The organism is Streptomyces sp. NPDC017246 (genome assembly GCF_044331325.1).
In the GTDB taxonomy this organism is placed as follows: domain Bacteria; phylum Actinomycetota; class Actinomycetes; order Streptomycetales; family Streptomycetaceae; genus Streptomyces.
In genome coordinates this window covers 82,544-101,307 of record NZ_JBIRMW010000021.1, presented here as the reverse complement: position 1 = coordinate 101,307, position 18,764 = coordinate 82,544, and the positions used below count along the sequence as shown (strand labels likewise).

The window sequence follows — 18,764 nt, the reverse complement described above, 5'->3', positions numbered from 1 at the left end:
ATCGAGCATAGCCCCATCTGTACGGCTCCGTATACTTGGCCGGACACAGGAAGAGGAGACACCGATGGGCGCGATCCGCACACCGCGGGACAAGTGGATCGAGGAGGGGCTGCGTGCGCTTGCCGCCGGTGGCCCCGAAGCCGTCCGGGTCGAGGTCCTCGCCCAGACGCTCGGCGTCAGCAAGGGCGGTTTCTACGGCTACTTCCGCAACCGTGCCGGGCTGCTGGAGGAAATGCTCGACACCTGGGAGCGCGGGGTCACCGAGGGTGTCATCGAGCGGATCGAACGCGACGGGGGCGACGCCCGCGAGCGGCTCGGGCGGCTCTTCGACTTCGTCGGGGCAGCCGAAACACCCATGACCTATGCCGATGTCGAGCTCGCGATCCGCGACTGGGCCCGGCGCGACGCAGGCGTCGCGGGGCGCCTCCGCCGGGCCGACAACCGGCGCATGGACTATCTGCGCGAGCTCTACGGGGCCTTCTGCCCCGACGAGGACGATGTCGAGGCCCGCTGCCTGATCACCTTCTCCCTGCGCATCGGCGACCACCTCATCGCAGCCGACAACGGCCCGCGCAGCCGCACCGAAGTCCTCGCCGCGGTCAGGGACCGGCTGCTGGGCCCGCCGAACGCTTCGGAATGATCTCCGGAGCCGGAGCCGGAGCCGGCGTCGGGGCCGGGGCCGGCCGAGGACGGGCATCGCCGGTTCTGTGCCGGAGCCGGACGCTTCTCTCCTCAACCTCGCCCGCACTTCTCCGTCCGCGCCCCGCGCCGAGTTCCGCGCCCTCGACCAGCCGCTCCGCGTGCGCGTACGCGGAACTCCTCGCCCTGGTCGAGGTGGTGGTGCTTTTGGAGCTCACGCCACAGGAACTCCCACCCTCCCGCGACGAGCGTCCTGGGAGGCAGGCCGTCGCGCAGGAGAACACCGGCAGCGCGATCGCCTGTCGCCAGGTTCCCGAGAACGGTCCCAGCGGTCCACTCCGGTGCTGTTCCCCCGAAGGAATTCAGGTAGAGGGCGCAATGTGTAGGGTGCACGCTACCTGTGCGGAACAGTCCGCCGCAGGCCAAAAGGGGTGGGAAGCATGAACCAAGGTCAAGCCCGGGGCGGAGGTGCGGGTGACGGACGAGGAGGGTAAGACTCTCGGTACCCAGAAGCTCCAGCCTGGCCGCGCTGTCGGTTCTACGCTAAGGGCATGCAGCTTCGACTTCTCCTTCAAGGTTCCCGGCGCGGCCGAGAACTACGAGTTCAGCGTCGAAGGCTTCCCGCCGATGCAGTACTCCCGCGAGGACATCCGCCGTGGGCTCTCGTTCTACGAGACGGAGCAGGGCAAGCTCGCCCAGCAGTAGGCAGCAGAGCCGCGGTCCCCGAGCTCGCGGACGAACAGCGCCTCGCCGCGCAGCCACACCACAGAAGTTCAGCCCGAGCCCGAGTTGTGACGTCCATTGTTCACGAGTTCGGGTTCTGGCTCACTTGCAGCAGCCACCGAGTTACAGCCGACGCTCGGATCGCCCTCCGGGCGGTTGCAGTAACGTGAGGTGTTCTTTGGCTCCGCACTCCCTGGCGTTCTACGTGGACGTCGTCACCACCGGCACCATGCTCGGTGTGGGCCCTGCCGATTCTCCCGACCATGTCACCAAGGTCCTTGGGTCAGATTTCGGTGAGAACACTTTCGGCGATTGCAGCATGTTCCGTGACTACGGCCTCGCCGAGTTCTACTGGGACCGCGCTTCCGCCGACCGCCCCTGGTCGGGACACCACTTCACCCTGCAGGTGCACAGGCTCGCGTACCGGGACCGCACCCTCGTCAACGACGCGCTTCGCGCCCGGTACGGGCGGTTCACTCCCAGACTTCGGTTCGAAAAGCTGAAACGCCTGTTGGAGCGGCGCGGCGTCCCCCTGTTGGAGATCCCAGAAATCCCGGCGAACGCCCCGTATTTCCGTACTTTCTGGCAGCCCGATTCCCAAGTGGCCGTCTCCGTCATAGGCACCTACGGCGAGTACAGCACGCCAGACAATCTGCGGGTCGGCGACGTGTACAGCGTCCAGACCCCGATGGCTGCCGAGGAAGTGGAGTGGCGGCGGGCGCGGGTCGGGTAGCCCAGGGGCGGGCGAGGGATGACTTCGGGGTCAGGCAACGCTTCGACCAGCCGCAGTGCCGTGCTGCGGCTCGCGGACACGCCGAACACGCTCGCCAGGCGGGCACCGGCTCGACCAGTGAGCGCGAGGCCGACCGCTGCCGACGTCGACCGCAGGCGGTCGGTCCGCCGGCCGGCCGTACCGACGGGTCGACCCTGACAGCTGTTCGGCGAAGGTCCGCCGCCCGCACGAGATGACCGGGCAGAGGAACCTGCGGACACGCAGACAGAGAGCGACCCGTCTTCACGGATATCTGGCGCCACCCGGTGATTCCCCCCGCAACGACAACCCGCATTCGCGAAGGCCCTCCCGCTGCAACCCGCCATGCTCAGGAAGATGCTCCCGAAGTCTCCGACCTGGAAAGAAATGCCGGCCGGGAAGGCAAAATGCGCGCCTCACCGCACCCGAGACCACGAAGTCTCAACCCGAAGGAGACCGCCTTCCCGGCAGGGGCTATTTCCAGACATGTCGATCGGCATGATGACCGGAACCATAACTGTCCAGAGTGATGGCCGGGCCCTACTGCCATCGCGCCGTCAACTTCCGGCAACGAAAGGACCAACGCCTCACAAAGGCCAGGTCCCCGGACCACCCCCAGCACCGGCCCCAGGGAGCACGACCACCGTCCGCAGGACACTCACCCTCGTCGCACTCGGTGCCCTGTTCACCCTCGGCCTCACCGGCACCAGCCACGCCAGCAACCAGTGCGAATGGTGGTTCGAAGGCGCCCCCGCCTTCCTTTTTGCGTTCCGTGTACGTCTACGAGACCCCCTCGACGGCGGCGTCCACCGGGACATCACCTTCGGATAGGTCCAGCGCGCGTCCTGGCCTGCGGTCGCTCCCTGCTTCTGGCGGGGCCGTGCGTCGGGGCGCTGCCAGGACGCGGGGTGGGCGGGACGTGGGATGGCCGGGACGCGGGGTGGCCGGCGGCAGCCACGGCTTGATTGTCTTTCGGCGCCAGCTGGGCGGCTTCAGATCCGGGGCTTGCGTGTGGTCAGGCCGTTCTACAGGAATCCGATGGCGGCGGCCATGGCTCGGCCGCCGTAGTCGTGGTCGGTCAGCAGGGGCAGGGCATAGCCGGTGAGCAGGGTGGGGAGCCATCCGAAGAGCACGAGGACGGGGACCCAGGAGTCGTAGACGAGGTAGAGAACGGTGCGCGCCCCGACGGCGAGAGCGGCGCTGGCGAGGATGACGGTCAGTGGCTTCCACAGGGGCTGGACGGGGTCGGCGGCGTAGGTGGCGCTCAGCACGATCCCGGTTGCCGCGGCGGAGGCGAAGACGGTCAGGCAGGTGAGCGCGGTGGTCCAGATGCGATCACTTCGCCTGCGGCGGTCACTGACTATTTCCGCCGGGTCGGCCATGACGTTGGCTGTGCGGGAGACCCGTTTCAGTGCGTCCTGGAACGCCGTCAGTTCGGCGTCGCTGGCATCCATGGCGAGGAGAAGGGGTCGCAGGCGGGACCATGAGGGCAGGACTTTTCCGGCGAGCCATTTCCTCACCACTCTGCGGGCCTTGCGCGTGGCGAAGCCCTGGCTGACTTCAGAGGCCAGTCGGGCGTGCGACCAGTCCACCCACCCCGTATTGGCGCGCTGCCTCAGGGCTTCGATCTGTTCTCCGAGTTGTCTGGCGTTCGAAACGCTGGACAACGTGATCGTGAGAGGGGTCGGCAGCTCGATTTTGCCGGTGTCGCCGGTTCTGGGGGTGGCCGCGTCTTCGGGAGACGGTTGTGCCGGATGGACGGGAGCCGGCTGGACGGGGTGGGGTGCGGTCGGCGCGCGGTCGTTGGGCGCGTTGAACAGCACGCGGTTGCGGGCTCGCTGTAAGGCCGTCACCTCTTCTGGCCTGGCGTGCAGCGCTCGCGCCAGCAAGGTGAAGTGAAGGTCGGTGGGCAGGGCCGAGCCGGTCAGCCATTTCTCCACCGCCGTGATGTGCTCTTGTCTGGTGGCGCCGAACACACTCTTGGCGACGCCCCGCGGTGAGACCTGTGCCTTGCTTTGAAGCTGCCGCAGCATCCTCGCCAGGCCGTCGATGCCCGTCACCTGCTCCACGTGGGCGATGAACAGGAGGGACCAGTGGGCACGGGCGTCCTCGTTCCCTTGCCCGCGCTGCGCCGGCGGCCCCCCTCACCGCTCTCCCCTGCTCGGCCTTCTTCTGCCGTTCCGGCTCCTCCACCGCCGCTGGGGGCGACGTCGTGGACAAGGCCGGGACAGGGACGCTCGGTCCTGCGGACGGTGTGGTATCCGTGCTGGTCACAGGGTTGCGCGTGTTGTCTTCAGGGTCCTCGTGGACATTCCCGTTGTCCACGGGCAGGTCGTCGTGTCTCGCGACGGCCTGTCCCGTGATCACGTGCGGGGCAGCGGCGTCCTGGACGACGGACTCGGCGACGCCCAGGTGCGAGCGCAGTTCGTCCAGTTCCTCGTCCTGCTCGGCGAGCTGTTCCTGCACCGCCTGGAGCACCTCGCCGATACGCTCCAAAGGAGGCAGGTCCATGCCGACACCTGCCGGCTGCGGCAGCAGACTCCCCGTGCCCTGAGCCGCGCCCGTGGTCCGGCGTGCGTCGGCCTGTGCTCGCGAGACGTTCGCCTCGGCCGCCAGGCGCAGCTCGAAGGCCTGCTCGGTCGCCTTGCGTGCGTGCCGCAGCTGGCCTTCCGCCTGCGCCCGGTACCTCTCCGACTGCTCGAGAACAGCCTGGAGTTCGTGAGCGCCTGTGGCCTTGAGGCGGGCGTGGTCGCGCTCCTCGGTCAGCTGGGCGCACTGGGTCTGCAGGACGGAGACCATCTCCTGCAGCTGCGAGCAGCGCTTCTCGGAGTCGGCGAGCTTGCGCATGGCCTCGATCTGCTGCAGCCGGGCGTCGTCGAGGCGTAAGAGGATCTCGGCGACACCGGTCGGCGGCGATGGCCTGTCCGGGAGGCTCGGCAAGGCCTGGGGCCCCGGCCGTGCGGCCAGCCGCCGTGTCGCTCCCCGTGCGGCCTCCAGGAGGCGGCGTCCTTCGACGCGCTGCCGCTCGCGCATCTCCGCTTCGGGCACGAATGTGTCGACGACGTTGTCCAGCAGCTGCTCGGGGATGAGCTCGGCGCCGTTGCGGTACTCGCTCCACAGCGTCTTCGAGTGGTGGAACGTCTCCGCCAGCACCCGTATCGGCAGGCCCGCGGTGACCTTGCGGAGCCAGCCCGCGAGCGCGTTCGCTTCCTCGGTACGGCCCCGGAGCTCGCTCAGCGGCCGTCCTGCCTGTGCCATCCCGTCCCCCTCCCTGCACTGCGTCCGCACGATGGACGACGCCCCCGTTGTCCGCGATCAGCCGTCAGCCGGCTGGGCTTTCATTGCTTGCCCCAGGCGGACATTCTCACTCCCCGTCAGCTTGGTCTCCAGTTGGTTCACCGAACTCGGGAGGCCTGTATGGCCAGCCCGGACCGTTCCCGCTCGCCCCGGCGTACCTGGGCGGCCGCGTTCACCACCGTGCTTGGCTCTGTTGACGTTCAGCAGCAGCGTTTGTCTGCCGGCTCGGGCGTCAGTTGGTGATCACTGGGCCTCGGAAGGTTCACGAGACATAGCGTCAGTGCATGGTGTCCTGCCTCAGGGCAGCTGCTCGCCGGGGCCGCGTGGACCAGCGGGGCCTGGACCGCTGGCACGGGTTCCAGGGCAAGGTGGAGCCCCGGAAAGACGTTCGCCGCCTGCCGTTTGATCTCTCCTCTGGAGGGTGGGATTTTGGAAAAGTCGATCTTGGTCGAGTCCATCAGGTACTCCGCCGTGTGCCAGGGATGCGGTGCCGAGGCAGAGTGGTGCGGTGTTCAGGCCCTGGTGGGCGAGGCACTGCGATGGGATGTCGAGTCGGCGTGTCCGACCTGCGGCTCTGCCCTGGCCGTTTGTGGCGGCGGCCTGCCGGAAGAACTGCGTGGCCAGCTGCTCTCCGAGCACGGGCGAGCAAGGTTGCAGGTAGCCCCGCCGACGAGGAACGCCGCCATCATGCGGGTGCTCCGGGTGGAACTTGGCATCGGCCTGGACGGCATCCGGTCCGTGCTGGACCAGGTTCTGACCGGGCAGTACTCAGGGACCCTGCCCGAGATGGAACTCCTGGCGCGGAAGCTGCGGTCATCAGGCATCGAAGCGACCGCTTCCCGGACGGTGGATTGAGTGAGCCTGCCAGGCGGAACGGCTGGCTCGGTGAGGACGGTCCGCAGTCCGGATCCGTGGCGCCTGTCGGCCAACGCATCGAGCCACACCCTTGCCCCCGTCCGCCGGCAGCCGGAGTGCCCGTTCCGCCGCCATCGCCCGCATCACCGGCCCACGCTCAAGATCCCGCTCTCCCTCACGAGGCGGTCCTTCAGGAGCGCCGTCGCCCGTGCGGCGTACGCGGGCAACCCTGGCCCGGGAGTGCGCAGGGCGGCGATCGAGGCGGTGAGGCCGCAGGAGGTTCGTCGCGTCGTCGTACCAGGAGCCGGACCCGGCAGGTGGCGTTCGTGCCGCAGCAGTGCTCGGTGACAGCGCCGTCGTACGTGTTGGTCGTCTTCGTGGGCTGCCGGTTCAGGGACTCGTGGGCGTGGCTTCAGTCGCCGGGTGCGGACGGGGTAGGGCTTCCTTCATTCGGGCCGCGGACCATACTGGTCGGGCCCCGATCGCCTACTGAACGGTTCCATGGCCAAGAACAGCACTTCATCGACCATCGTCCCCGACACCGCCTGGCTCGGGCGTGGGCGTCACCTCGGGCCCGAGCCCGAGCGGGACGTCCGGCGCAACCTGCTCGCTCTCAAGGCGGCCCGGGTGATCGACGATTTCCTCGACCTCGACCCCGTCGAAGCGGCGCGTTCCACCGACCTGTATCCCCGGGACGAGTCCGCCGATCCCGGCCCGTCCGCCCGTGGACTCTTCGAGGCGCGCTGGCGTGTGGCCGACGACGTCACCGTGCGCGCGCAGCTGACCACGTACGGGCCCGAGTCCCGCCGCGCGAAGAGCGAGGGTGTCTCCTGGGTCCTCGCCGCCGAGGCGGAGCGGGCGTGGGAGGCGGGCTGGCCCTCACCGGCCACCGTGTTCTGGCCCGACAGCGAGCAGGTCGCATGGGACCACGAGACGGTGGAGGGCGTGCGTCTGCGGGCGGCGAACCATCTGCCCAAGGACGACGACGAGTTGCGGCGCCTGCTGCGGGCCTGCACCCGGCAGAGCTGGTTCATCCATGTCGTGGTGCACGAGGCGATGACGCCGGACGCGCTGGGACGCCGGCCGATCACGGCGTTCCTGCCACCGAGCCTGCGGCACCGGGTGGTCGAGCACCGGGCCACGCCGGAGCAGGCGCTGATCGCCGACTTCGTACTGAAGCGTGAGCTGGGTGTGGGGATACCGCGCGGCGGCGCCGTCATCCTGCCTCCGACACCGCAGGCCTTCGCATACGACGCGGAGCACTTCACGGTTCGCGATGTCTTCCTGGACGGCACGGAACCCACCGGACTCCTGGACAAGATCAAGGAATTCGCCTCACTGCCCCAGCCGCTGCCGGCCGACGCCGAACAGGTCCTGACACGGCTGCGCCAGGGCTGGCATCTGCTCACCCCCGACGAGGAACTGGACCACGCGCGGGCCATGGTCACCAGGTACGCCAAGGCGCTCGAAGCCATGACAGCGTCCTGCGACCTGTACCGGGAGGCCGCCGAGGCGGCACTCGACGCGCTCGCCGAGGCGAACAGCGGCGGCGGCGCCCCTCGGGCGGCGTCGCCGGGGACGGGCCGGGAGGACGCCTCGCCGTGGAAGGCCCTCACGAAGTCCCTCGCCCGTTTCCGGGGCCCGAACCCTCAAGCGCCGGATACGGAGGGCGAGCAGCGGCCGCACGGCCAGTGAATTTCGGGGCAGCCACCATCAAGATCAAGTCGTCGTAGTGGGGTGGTGACTTCCACGAGGCGGCAGTGGGCGGGTGGTCGTCGTGGCGGGACGGGGCCGGGCGGGGCGGCGGACGGCGGCTGGGTATGTGGCCCGGGTCTCCCCCGCTGAAGCATGTCCAGCCTCGACGGCCTGGGCGGTACGGCTTCGCCGCCCGTCCGCCGCGCGCGAGGGTCTGCGCCCACTGCGTGACCCGGCAACCGCCCACTTCGGCGACGGGAAGCGTTGCCGGGGGCAGGCAGGAGCAGGGCCCGGGGCCCCGTGCGCATGCCTGCTGGGATGGTGTGTCAGACCATGGCGAGGCGGTCCACCAGCAGTTGCACTCTCTGCTCGGTGTCCTCCGGCGGGAGCCGTCGCGCCCGGGTCAGGGTCGCGACGCCGTGCAGGGCCGCCCAGAACGTCTCGGTGAACAGTCCCGGGTGGATGCCGTCCCCGGCGACCTCGCCGAGGGTCTCCAGCAGGGCGGCGAAGGCGTCCTTGAGCGGTTCCGGGGTGTCCTCCTGTGCGTACGCGAGACCGCCGTCGAGCCGGAAGATGGCGTCGTAGACCGCCGGATGGCGTTCGGCGAAGTCGAGGTAGGCGTGGGCGAGGGCGGCGACCCGCTCGCGCGGGCCGTCCGCGGCGGAGGTCGCGGCCCGCACCGCCGCGGCCAGCTCGGCGGCGCCCTGGAGTGCGACGGCGCCGATGATCTCGCGCTTGCCGCGGAAGTGGCTGTAGAGGACGGGCTGGCTGTATTCGATGCGCTCGGCGAGGCGGCGGGTGGTGACCGCGTCCCAGCCCTGCTGCTCGGCGAGTTCACGGGCCGTCGCCACGATGAGGCGCTCGCGGTCCGCCCGTTCGCGCTGCTTGCGTTCCTGTACCGACATGATTCGATCCTAGCATCGCTAGACATTCGAGCGGCAGTAGTACTAGCGTTGACTCATCGCCTAGCGACGCTAGATTCCAGGAGGGGTCATCATGCTCAACGCACTCGAGGTCTTCACCACCGTGGTCGTCGGCCTGATGGTGGGGGTGGAGTTCGCCGTCGCCTTCGTCATGAACCCGATCTTCAAAGCACTCCCCGAGGACAGCGGCCAGCTCGGCCGCGCCCACGGGGGCCGGATGCTCGGCGCCGTGATGCCGGTCTGGTACATCGGCTCGCTCGTCCTCACCGCCATCTGGGCCATCGCCGGACGGCACCACCACGGCACCGGCCTCGTCGTCACCGCCGGCGCGCTGCTGATCGTCAGCGTGATCATGTCGGTCCTGCTGCTCGTCCCGATCAACAACCAGGGCAAGACGTGGACCCCCGAGAACCGGCCCGCCGACTGGAAGGAGCAGATGAACCGCTGGGACCGCTTCCACTACGCCCGCGTCGCCGTCATCATCGCCGCCTTCACCCTGCTGGTCGCCGCCCTCGTCTGACCCCCTGCGGGCTCACCCCGCCCTCCTGGAGAGGGCCTTGTCGAGCACATCGCCGGCAGGGCAATGGGCCTCCCCCGGGCGCAGCGCGGCCCCCGCCCGGAATCGGATGGGCCGGGAAGCTCCACGACGTCGCGCCGGTCCGCCCTGGCGGACCCTTCGTTCCCGCTCGCGGACGGCTCATGGCAGGCTCATGCCACCATCCAGCCGAGGAGGAGTCATACGCCAGCGTTTCTGGGCGACCGTGTCGGTCGCCCTCGCCCTTGTGTTCTCAGGCATCGCCCCCGCCGCCGCCGAGGACGTGGCACCCGTTGTCACCGGGGCCGTCTTCAACAACCCCAAGGGGACGGCGGCCGAGCAGGACGCCGTGAAGAACCACATCATCGAGGCGATCGACAACACCCAAGGGGGACGCACCCTGCGGGCGGCCCTGTACGTCATGCAGGACCAGGACTTCACCGATGCCCTGGTCGCCGCGCACGGGCGCGGCGTCAACGTCCGTGTGGTCCTGGACCACAAGTCCGTCGAAGCGCCCACCCCGGCCCCCGCGCAGAACCTGATCGCCGCCCTGGGGACCGACAAGTCCCAGGGGTCCTGGGTTCAGGTGTGCACCGCGGGCGGCGCCTGCATCGCGGCGGGCGGCACCAACCCGATCAACCACAACAAGTTCTTCACCTTCTCCCGCGTCGGCGATGCGGGCGTCGCCGAGGACGTGGTCATCCAGAGCTCCGCCAACCAGACGGTGTCGTCCACCACCCGGCAGTGGAACAACGCGTACACCGTGGTCGGCAACACCGCCCTCTACACGGCGTACACCGAGTACTTCAACGATCTCGCCGCCATGAGCAAGACGAGCGACTACTACCGGACGGGCGAAGCCGGTGACGCGAAGTACTACTTCTTCCCCCAGCAGAGCGGCGACGTCGTCCTCGGGTTCCTGAACAACGTCACCTGCACCGGGAACACGACCACCGGCACGACCTCCCACAAGACCATCGTGCGGATCTCCGCGTGGGCCCTGCACCGGGACGCGATCGCGGCCAAGCTGCGCTCGCTGGCCGACCAGGACTGCTGGATCGAGATCGTCTACAAGGACTCCAACGACCTCGCGACCCTGCAGGGCCACACCCGCATCAAGCCCTACCACCTCGACGCCGGCGGCTACTTCGTCCACTCCAAGTACCTGCTCGTCGAAGGCAATTACGCGGGCCACCCGGATACGAAGTGGACCTTCACCGGCTCGCACAACCTGGACACCTCCTCCCTGCGGGAGAACGACGAGGCGCTGATCCGCCTCGCCGGCGCGGCGGCACACGATGCCTACAAGGCGAACTTCCTCGCCATGCGGGCCGAGGCCGTCCTGCAGTGACCGGTCGCTCGGTGTCGTCCCGCACGCCGGACGGCACCGAGCTCCCCCGCTCCCGGAACGCCCGGCCGGGTGTCCTCCGTCCGGACCTTCCGTGGGACGGGTGAGGCGGGCGGGGGAAGGGCTAGTGGGGCATCCGAGCCCCGCCGCCGTTGAGGAGTCCGCGTATGGCCCGCACGCTCGCCCTGGTCCTGGCCGGCGCCACCGCGCTCGCCGTGGCGCCCGCCGTCGCCGGACCCGAGCCCGGCAGGGCGGCGGCGGACAAGGCGGTCGCCTATCGGGTGACCGCTCCGTACCAGCAGCACGCCAACGGTGTGCGGGCCGGCTACAAGCCCGATCAGTACTGCGTCTTCGACCGGGCGGGTGGCACGGGCGCGCTCGGCTACCCGCACTTCAACCACGCCTACGACAACTCCACGGACCCCGCGAAGCCCACCGCCCTCTTCTACGAGGACGACGGCAAGGGCGGCAAGCGTCTCGTCGGCGTGCAGTGGCTGGTCTACGACCGCGACCAGAACCCGAAGACGGACCAGGACCGGCCGAGCATGTTCGGAGTGCCCTTCAAGGGCCCCCACCGCGGCAACTTCCCCGGCCAGCCCGTCCACTACGCCCTGCACCTCTGGCTGTGGAAGAAGAACCCCAAGGGCCAGTTCACCACGTACAACCCGGCGGTCACCTGCCTGGCGGGAACGACCCGCCCGCAACCGCGCCCGTCTTCCTGACACTCGGCCGCCGGTCCCGTCTTCCTGAGCCCGAGCCGGTCCCGAGTGCCGCCGGCGGACCGGTACCGCACGCGTTCACAGGCCGTCTCCACGGCCCGTCACGCTCGGGCAAGTCACGCCAGGCGGCACCGGTGGGCGGGGGCGGTGCCGGGACGGTCACACACCGCGGGCCGGACGCCGTCGTCCGGACCGTTCACGCGGAACGGAGTGCGTCGGCGCAGGTGGAGCATTCCCAGTCCTGCTTCTCTGGAGGCAGCCACGGCGTGTCCGGGCCGCTGGGCTGATACGACAGCCGCTCCATGTCATCCGCAGGGGCGCCGCAGAGAGTCCGGTCACCCGGCTCCACGGGCACGGCGTGGACCGCCTCGATGCGTGCCGCGGGATCGCCGGGATCGAAGTCCGCGGACAGCTCCTTGCGCAGTTCCTGCACCACCATGATCTCCATGCCACCACCCTCGGCTCCCACGGCAGCCACCGCATCCTGACGACCCCGCACCACACACGAAGAGACCCCGTTCGGTCCTGTGCGTGGCCGAGCGGGCAGCGTCCCTGAGCCCGGGAGCGCGGCGCAGACGGATCGCGGGATCGCAGGTGGCCGGGTCGCGGGGTCGCGGGCAGCGAGTGGGGCGGACCCGGGCGCGCCGCCGTATCCGCCGAGGGAATCGTGTGGACGGGCAGATGCCGAACCGGGGCCGGGACCGGGAAGCCCGCCCGGGCCGCATGATGGTGACGTTCTGTGGCATGAGCCCGCGTGTGCCTTCGATTCCAAGACGCGGGCCCGCAGCAGCGCCTTCGACTTGAAACCGTTCCCATTTCCCCCAGCCGGGCGTGTGGGCACGGCAGTCGGTCATACGGGTGATGCTCGCGGCCGGTGTCAGGGCGTCGGTACCGTGCCGGCTGACGACGGCGTCGTTCGTCCGTCCCGGGGATTCACCGCTCCCAGGGTCCCGGGGCCCGCGGCTCGGCGACCGCTCCCTCGTCGTCCCTCCACCCCGTCAGGGTGATGTCGGTCCTGGATGTGGCGTTCAGCTTCCGCATGATGCGTGCCACGTGGTGTTCCACGGTCCGGGTGGACAGCACCAGGCTCTCGGCGATGTCCCGGTTGGCGCGGCCCTGGACGACGAGGCGGGCGACCTCCTGTTCGCGCGGGGACAGCTGGTCGCCGTAGCCGATGCGGCCGCGGCGGTGGGTGGTGACGATGGCGTGGCGGCGGAGGAGCCGTTGGCAGCGGGCCACGTCCCAGCGGGCGCCCAGGTGGCGGTAGACCTCGACCACGTCCTGGACACCGCCGGCCGCCGACTCGCCGTGCAGGTCGAGCAGGCAGCGCCCTCGGGCCTCGGCGGCCCGTGCGGCGTCGAGGGGCCGGCCGAGCCGTCGCCAGCGCGTCTCGGCGTCCGCCAGCAGACGCACGGCCTCGTCCGGCCGGTCCGCGGCCTGGGCGAGCAGTGCCTGGCACATGGTCAGGGCGATGTGCGGGGCGGGTGCGTCACGGTCCGCGATCCCGGCCGCGAAGTCGTCGACGAGGCGCCGGGCCCGGGGGCTCCGGCCGCTGCCGTGGAGGGCTTCGACCGCGACGGGCAGCACTTCCGCGGCCCACACCCAGCCGCCGGTGCGTTCCAGCCGGTGCAGGACCTCCTCGACGGCGTCGGCGGCCTGTCCGGGCCGTCCGGCTTCGAGGTGGACGCGGGCGGTGGCGGCGGCCGATGCGGTGAGGATGAAGCCCGTGTCGTAGCGGGTGGTGGCCGCGGCCTCCACGAGGTCGCGGCGGGCCCGGGGAACGTCGCCGAGCACGTGCAACGCGGTCAGGCCGCGTACCAGCATCGCCTCGGCGGTCAGGTCGGGTATCTCCTGGTAGTTGCGGGTGGTGCGGTCGGCGGCGGCGTGCAGACCGTGCCATTGGCCCGCGTGCCAGGCGAGGACGAGCCGTGCGGTCTGGACGAGGCCTTCGAGGTAGGGGCTGGTGGAGTCGGCGAGCCCGTCGACGGCCCGGTCGAGGAAGTCCCGGGCCCGCGCTCCGTGGCCGAGGGCGCTGGAGGCGTGCGCCAGGTTGGTCAGGCCCCGGGCGTGGTGCGCCGCCTCCATCGCGGATCCGGCCGGGCCGCGCAGGGTTTGCGCGGCGGGCCAGGCGCGCGGGTCTCCCAGGAGCATCAGCGCGGTGGCCCGGTTGGCGGCGATGGCGGCGCGGGCCACCGGATCGGTGACCCTCCCGGCGAGCGTCTCGGCACGGTCCAGCCAGTCCTGGTGCCGGGCGACGGGCCAGCCCTGGATGGAGGGGATGGCGGCGACCGCCATGGCGCGGGCGGCGATCTGCGGGTCGCAGGCCTCCAGGTCCGGGATGGCGCGGGCGACCTCGTTGAGGCTGTCCAGCGCCCCTCCGCTCTGGTTGCGCAGGACGACGCTCAGGTGGAGGCGGATCTCGCCGCGCAGCCGCGGCGGCGGATCGTCCTCGTCCAGGACCGTTCGCACGGCGGCCACCACGTCCTCGCCGGCGCGCGCCAGTTGTGCGGTGCGGGCCAGTTTCGCGGCGGTGCGGATACGTCCCCCGGCACGCGGGTCCTCGGCGATGGCCCGGGTGTAGAGGGTGGTGGCGGTGGCGTAGTCGCCGCTGGCGGCGGCCCGGTCGGCGGCCGCGAGGAGACAGCGCAGGCCCTCGCGTGTCCGGCCGGCGGCCGTGTACAGCCGGGCGAGGTCGGTCAACGGCAGTGGCCCGTCGCCGTTTTTGTGCAGGGCCCGGGCGGCGCGCAGGCTCAGCCGGGCCAGCTGTGGTCCTGGTACCCGTGCCAGCGCGGCCCGGCGGTCCAGCGGGTTCCGGAAGGCGGGGCAGGGCCCCTCGGTCCGCAGTACGGACTGTCGCAGGCACGCGTCCACGGCCGCGGCGGCCCGTTCGGGCGGGACGTCCGCCACGTGCGCGAGGAGGTCGACGGGGACGGGCCGGCCGAGGACCGCCGCCGCGGCGACGATCCGCCGGGCGTCCTCGGTGAGCGGTGCGCAGCGCCGGGCGAGCTCACGCCGCAGTCGCAGGGGCACCGCTGTCTCCCGTACGGCGGTGAGCAGCGCATCGGTTCGGGGGCCGCCTGTTACGGCTCCGCCCGCCCGCAGGAGTTCGCCGGCGTCCTCGAGCAGCGCGGCGGCGGCCCCGGGCAGTCCGCCCGACAGTTCGTGGACGAGCGCTGCGAGGTCCCGGTGTTCGTCCGTGCGTACCGGCCGGCGGTCGCCGAGCCAGCGCCGTACGCACTCGTCGGTCTCCTGCGGTGTCCAGGGGTGCAGGGTGACTTCCTGGAGCCGGGTCCCTCGCGCGGCGCGGACGCCCAGTACGGGCAGTCCCGGTGCGGCGTCCTCCGTCACGACGAGCCGCAGTCGCTCCGGCATCGAGTCCGCCAGTCGGTGGAGGAGACCGACGGTCGCCGGGTCCGCGTGGTGGACGTCCTCCAGGATCAGCACGGTGTCGCCGAGGGACGCCAGGAGCGCCCGGACCGCGCGGGGCAGCAGTCCGCGTCGCACCTCCGGGTCGTCGGCCGCCGCCGCGGGTGGCTGCGGCAGCCGGTCGGCCAGTTCGGGTACGACGAGACCCACGACGCCGGTCACGGCGGGCAGCGGCAGGGCGGGGAGACCGGGGCGGTACGGCAGTGCGGCGAGGGCTTCGGTCACGGGGCTCAGAGGGACCGCTGTGGTGTGATCGCCGGGGAGCGGTCCGTGCTGGTGGGTCGGGGCGGAACCGGGCTGGTGGGGTGGCGTGGGACCGGGCTGGTGGGGCGGGGCCGTGTTCCGGCCGGGGGTGGGGCATGTCCCGCGCAGGTGGGTCCACTCGGCGAACTCCGCCTCTGCCAGCACCTCGTCCACCAGCCGTGAGGTTCCCGTGCCGGCTTGCCCGCGTACGACGGTGAGGCTCTGCCCTGTGCGCAGTGCTTCCCGCAGTCGCCGCGCCTCCTCGTGCCGTCCGACGAATCCGCCCGTGGCGGGGGCCTCTTCGCCGTGGCGCGTGTCGAAAGGGTGTCTCTCCAAGGTTCCGCCTCTCGCCGCGCACTCACTCGGAGGGGCTGCCGGACGTCGTGGTGGCCCCGTCGGCCGGAACCCGTGGTCGGCGCTCTGCTCGGGCCGGCCTCGGGTCGCCCGTTGGGCAGGGGTCTACCCGTAGAAGGGCCGACGTCGCAATAGGGGGCGGCCACCTATGGATTGGGCCGGACGCCTGGTCCGGATCCGCTCAGGCCGCACCGCTCCGTCCGATCCCGGGTGCTCCGGGTGCCTGGGTGCCCGGGAACGGACCGAGCGGTGCGGGGACGGCAGTCGGCAGTCGGCAGTCGGCAGTCGGCAGTCGGGGGTGTCCTGCGCTTCCGCTCCCTCTTCACTCTTTGGGTAGCGGTACGCATTGCTGCGTTCCTCTCCTGTGACCGAAGCTCTGGGCGGTCCGGTGACGCCGTCTCCCCTGCACCGTGGTTCCCCAGCCGACGGGGTACGGGGCGGTCGCACCTCACGCGGTCGTTCGGCGTGACCGGACCCGTACCGCTCGGAGCCGGCTCCGTACGGCACGCCACCCCGTCCCGTCGTGGTGGGCGCCGACACCCGAAGGCGCCCACCCGAGCACCGACAGCCAGGCAATTGTCATGGCCTCAACAGGTCTCTGGCATGCCCGGCCGGCCGTCGGTGTCCCTCCGGTCACGCACCTCCCCACCCCGACGGAGCGCGCCCGGAGTCCACCGAAGGGACGGATGCCGCCCCGGACCCGAGCCAGGTCCGGACACCTCTCAAGAAAGTACCCAGACATGGAGTTCAACGCTCGCGCCGTACGGCGCCTGCTCGGCGTCAGTACCAGCGCCGCCCTGCTGGCCGTGGCCGCCTCGACCGGCGCCGCCACGGCCGTACCCACACCGCCGGGCGGCGGCGAAGGCCGTATCGTCGGCGCCGACCGCCCCGGCGCGGTCGAAGGCTCCTACATCGTCACCTTCAAGGACTCGGTCACCCGGGCCGACGTCCCCGCCTCGGCGAAGGCACTGGCCCAACGGCACGCGGGCAGCCTGCGCTACACGTACACGGCCGCACTGCGCGGCTTCGCGGTGCGGATGAGCGAGACCGAGGCCCTGGAACTGGCCGGCGAACCGTCGGTGGCCCGCGTGGAGGCCGACGCGGTGGCGTACGCGGTCGACACCCAGCCCAGCCCGCCCTCCTGGGGCCTGGACCGCGTCGACCAGCGCAGCCTGCCCCTGGACAAGAGCTACGGCTACGGCACCACCGCCTCCAACGTGAACGCGTACATCGTGGACACCGGCATCCGGATGAGCCACCGCGACTTCGGCGGCCGCGCCGTCAGCGGCTACGACTTCATCGACAACGACTCCAACGCCTCCGACTGCCAGGGGCACGGCACCCACGTCGCGGGCACCGTCGGCGGCGGCTCGTACGGCGTCGCCAAGGGGGTCAAGCTGATCGGCGTGCGTGTACTGAACTGCCAGGGCTCCTCCGGTGACACCTGGGCCCCCGTCCTCGCGGGCATCGACTGGGTCACCAAGAACGCGGTCAAGCCGGCCGTGGCCAACATGAGCATCGGCGGCGGCAAGACCCAGTCGGTCAACGACGCGGTGGCCGCCTCCATAGCCTCCGGAGTCACCTGGGTCGTCGCCGCCGGCAACAACAACGCCGACTCGTGTTCCTACTCGCCGTCCTCCACGCCGTCCGCCATCACCGTCGGCGCCACCAACAGCCAGGACGCCCGCGCCACCGGCTGGTCCAACGGCCAGGGCTCCAACTACGGCACCTGCCTGGACATCTTCGCCCCCGGTGACAGCATCGTCTCCACGTCCAACTCCGGCGACACCGCCTCCCAGTCGATGAGCGGCACCTCCATGGCCTCCCCGCACGTCGCCGGCGCGGCCGCCCTCCTGCTCTCCGCCAACCCGTCCTGGACCCCGGCCCAGGTCCGCGACAAGCTGGTCGCCGACTCCACTCCCGACAAGGTGACCGACCCCCGTACCGGCTCCCCGAACAAGCTCCTGTTCACGGGCACCGGCACCACCACCCCGCCGCCCACCGGCAAGCGGTTCGAGAACACCGACGACTACCAGATCCGTGACAACGCCACCGTCGAGTCGCCCGTCACGGTCACCGGAGTCACCGGCAACGCCCCCTCGAACCTCGCCGTCACCGTGGACATCCGCCACACCTTCCGCGGCGACGTCAAGGTGGAGCTGGTAGCCCCCGACGGCACCGCGTTCCTGCTGAAGAACTACGACTCCTCCGACGGCGCCGACAACATCCAGGGCACGTTCACGGTCAACGCCTCCGGCAAGACCGCCGACGGCACCTGGAAGCTCCGCGCCACCGACAACTGGGTCAACGACACCGGCTACGTCAACGCCTGGTCGCTCCAGTTCTGACCCGCGTCTCCCTCTCGCGCAACCCTGCTCCCCGTCCTGGGGTACGGCTCCGCCCCCGACGACGTCCGTCGGGGGCGGAGCCGATCGCGCAGCGCGCGGATGCCCTCGCGAAACGCCCGACGTCCAGCGGTCGGACGGTCGCGGCGTGCTCGGCGAGGTGCCGGCGGTTGCCGCCGTCGGCCCAGACCGTGCGGATGCCGGGGTGTTCGGCGGCGACCGGGTCCGGAAGCAGCGGGTGGCACTCATTTGTCGCAGTGCTCGGCGGGCTCCCGGCGAGCGGGCGCGTCACCGAGGTCCTCACCGTCCTCCCTTTCGTACTCGGCCCCCCGGAGCCCCGTCGGATCGCGCGACCACTGCCGCCCGGCGCTGTCGATGAACTGGATCGCCCGGAGCGGGGCCCCGCCCTGCTGGATTCCGAAGCGGCTCAGGAGAAACGCGTCGACGGCGCGGTGATCGAAGACCATTCGGGTGCAGGGTGGGACGGTTTCGAAGGCCATGAAGACCATGTCGTGCTGGGCCGGGTCGATGTTCGCGTCCGGCGCGTACCACCACAGCTCCACGTGGGTCACCGGATCCAGCGAGCGGTTCACGATGATGATCGTCTCGGCGAGCTCGCCGGCCGACTCGGTCCAATAGCCGACACGTGCGGCCTGCTGCCGCTCGTCCTGGTCCAACTGCCTGCGGGTCGCGTCCACGCTCGACGATGCCACCGTGGCGCTGAAGAACAGGCCGATTGCCGCCGCGAGGGCCGACAACGCCGTCGCCCACGGCACCAGGGTGTCGCCGAGACGACGCGGCCGCCGCAGCGCCCCCGGCGATGCGCCGGCCGGCGGACGACTGCGGCGTGCGTACCGCCGACGCGCTCTGACGGCAGGAGAGGTCGCTCGATGCACCACAAGGATCACCAT

The 18,764-nt window shown here is 70.9% G+C and carries 15 protein-coding genes; 10 read left to right on the top strand and 5 right to left on the bottom strand.

Annotated elements, in window-relative coordinates; translation table 11 throughout:
• Positions 1-64 precede the first annotated feature (64 nt).
• The 3 genes from ACH4MY_RS34555 to ACH4MY_RS34545 all read left to right on the top strand — a co-directional run bounded on the left by ACH4MY_RS34555 (position 65) and on the right by ACH4MY_RS34545 (position 2,095).
• Positions 65-640, top strand: a complete 576-nt coding sequence (locus tag ACH4MY_RS34555) for a TetR/AcrR family transcriptional regulator (protein WP_398008261.1) — start codon at positions 65-67, stop codon at positions 638-640.
• Between the two features lie 473 nt (positions 641-1,113).
• Entirely contained in the window at positions 1,114-1,344 is a 231-nt protein-coding gene (locus tag ACH4MY_RS34550) for a hypothetical protein (protein ID WP_398008259.1), read from the top strand.
• 196 nt (positions 1,345-1,540) lie between these two features.
• Positions 1,541-2,095 carry a hypothetical protein gene (locus ACH4MY_RS34545; RefSeq protein ID WP_398008257.1) on the top strand — a complete coding sequence of 185 codons (555 nt, stop codon included), beginning with the start codon at positions 1,541-1,543 and terminating at the stop codon, positions 2,093-2,095.
• Positions 2,096-3,138: 1,043 nt separating this feature from the next.
• Here the strand turns inward: ACH4MY_RS34545 and ACH4MY_RS34540 are convergent.
• Complete coding sequence (locus ACH4MY_RS34540; RefSeq protein ID WP_398008255.1) at positions 3,139-4,182, bottom strand: hypothetical protein; 1,044 nt, start codon at positions 4,180-4,182, stop codon at positions 3,139-3,141.
• A gap of 235 nt (positions 4,183-4,417) precedes the next feature.
• On the opposite strand from ACH4MY_RS34540, the gene ACH4MY_RS34535 reads away from it, so the two are divergent.
• The 3 genes from ACH4MY_RS34535 to ACH4MY_RS34525 all read left to right on the top strand — a co-directional run bounded on the left by ACH4MY_RS34535 (position 4,418) and on the right by ACH4MY_RS34525 (position 7,960).
• Positions 4,418-4,999 (top strand): hypothetical protein, encoded by a 582-nt coding sequence (locus ACH4MY_RS34535; RefSeq protein WP_398008253.1) that lies wholly within the window; start codon positions 4,418-4,420, stop codon positions 4,997-4,999.
• 840 nt (positions 5,000-5,839) lie between these two features.
• Entirely contained in the window at positions 5,840-6,265 is a 426-nt protein-coding gene (locus ACH4MY_RS34530; protein WP_398008251.1) for a hypothetical protein, read from the top strand.
• A gap of 501 nt (positions 6,266-6,766) precedes the next feature.
• The gene (locus ACH4MY_RS34525) at positions 6,767-7,960 is read left to right on the top strand and encodes a hypothetical protein (RefSeq protein ID WP_398008249.1); all 1,194 of its coding nucleotides are present in this window, start codon (positions 6,767-6,769) and stop codon (positions 7,958-7,960) included.
• Between the two features lie 326 nt (positions 7,961-8,286).
• On the opposite strand, the gene ACH4MY_RS34520 is transcribed toward ACH4MY_RS34525, so the two are convergent.
• The gene (locus tag ACH4MY_RS34520) at positions 8,287-8,865 is read right to left on the bottom strand and encodes a TetR/AcrR family transcriptional regulator (RefSeq protein WP_398008247.1); all 579 of its coding nucleotides are present in this window, start codon (positions 8,863-8,865) and stop codon (positions 8,287-8,289) included.
• Between the two features lie 91 nt (positions 8,866-8,956).
• Here ACH4MY_RS34520 and ACH4MY_RS34515 point away from each other — a divergent pair, with 91 nt between their 5' ends.
• The 3 genes from ACH4MY_RS34515 to ACH4MY_RS34505 all read left to right on the top strand — a co-directional run bounded on the left by ACH4MY_RS34515 (position 8,957) and on the right by ACH4MY_RS34505 (position 11,488).
• Complete coding sequence (locus ACH4MY_RS34515) at positions 8,957-9,403, top strand: anthrone oxygenase family protein (protein WP_398008245.1); 447 nt, start codon at positions 8,957-8,959, stop codon at positions 9,401-9,403.
• A 262-nt stretch (positions 9,404-9,665) separates the two neighbouring features.
• Positions 9,666-10,769 (top strand): phosphatidylserine/phosphatidylglycerophosphate/cardiolipin synthase family protein, encoded by a 1,104-nt coding sequence (locus ACH4MY_RS34510; protein WP_398008244.1) that lies wholly within the window; start codon positions 9,666-9,668, stop codon positions 10,767-10,769.
• Between the two features lie 164 nt (positions 10,770-10,933).
• Complete coding sequence (locus ACH4MY_RS34505) at positions 10,934-11,488, top strand: hypothetical protein (protein ID WP_398008243.1); 555 nt, start codon at positions 10,934-10,936, stop codon at positions 11,486-11,488.
• Between the two features lie 193 nt (positions 11,489-11,681).
• On the opposite strand, the gene ACH4MY_RS34500 is transcribed toward ACH4MY_RS34505, so the two are convergent.
• Both ACH4MY_RS34500 and ACH4MY_RS34495 read right to left on the bottom strand, forming a co-directional pair.
• The gene (locus tag ACH4MY_RS34500) at positions 11,682-11,933 is read right to left on the bottom strand and encodes a hypothetical protein (RefSeq protein ID WP_398008241.1); all 252 of its coding nucleotides are present in this window, start codon (positions 11,931-11,933) and stop codon (positions 11,682-11,684) included.
• Between the two features lie 485 nt (positions 11,934-12,418).
• Positions 12,419-15,490: a LuxR C-terminal-related transcriptional regulator gene (locus ACH4MY_RS34495; RefSeq protein WP_398008239.1), complete on the bottom strand. Its 3,072-nt coding sequence runs from the start codon at positions 15,488-15,490 to the stop codon at positions 12,419-12,421.
• A 758-nt stretch (positions 15,491-16,248) separates the two neighbouring features.
• Here ACH4MY_RS34495 and ACH4MY_RS34490 point away from each other — a divergent pair.
• Complete coding sequence (locus tag ACH4MY_RS34490) at positions 16,249-17,856, top strand: S8 family peptidase (RefSeq protein ID WP_398008237.1); 1,608 nt, start codon at positions 16,249-16,251, stop codon at positions 17,854-17,856.
• A 242-nt stretch (positions 17,857-18,098) separates the two neighbouring features.
• On the opposite strand, the gene ACH4MY_RS34485 is transcribed toward ACH4MY_RS34490, so the two are convergent.
• Positions 18,099-18,764 carry a hypothetical protein gene (locus tag ACH4MY_RS34485; RefSeq protein ID WP_398008235.1) on the bottom strand — a complete coding sequence of 222 codons (666 nt, stop codon included), beginning with the start codon at positions 18,762-18,764 and terminating at the stop codon, positions 18,099-18,101.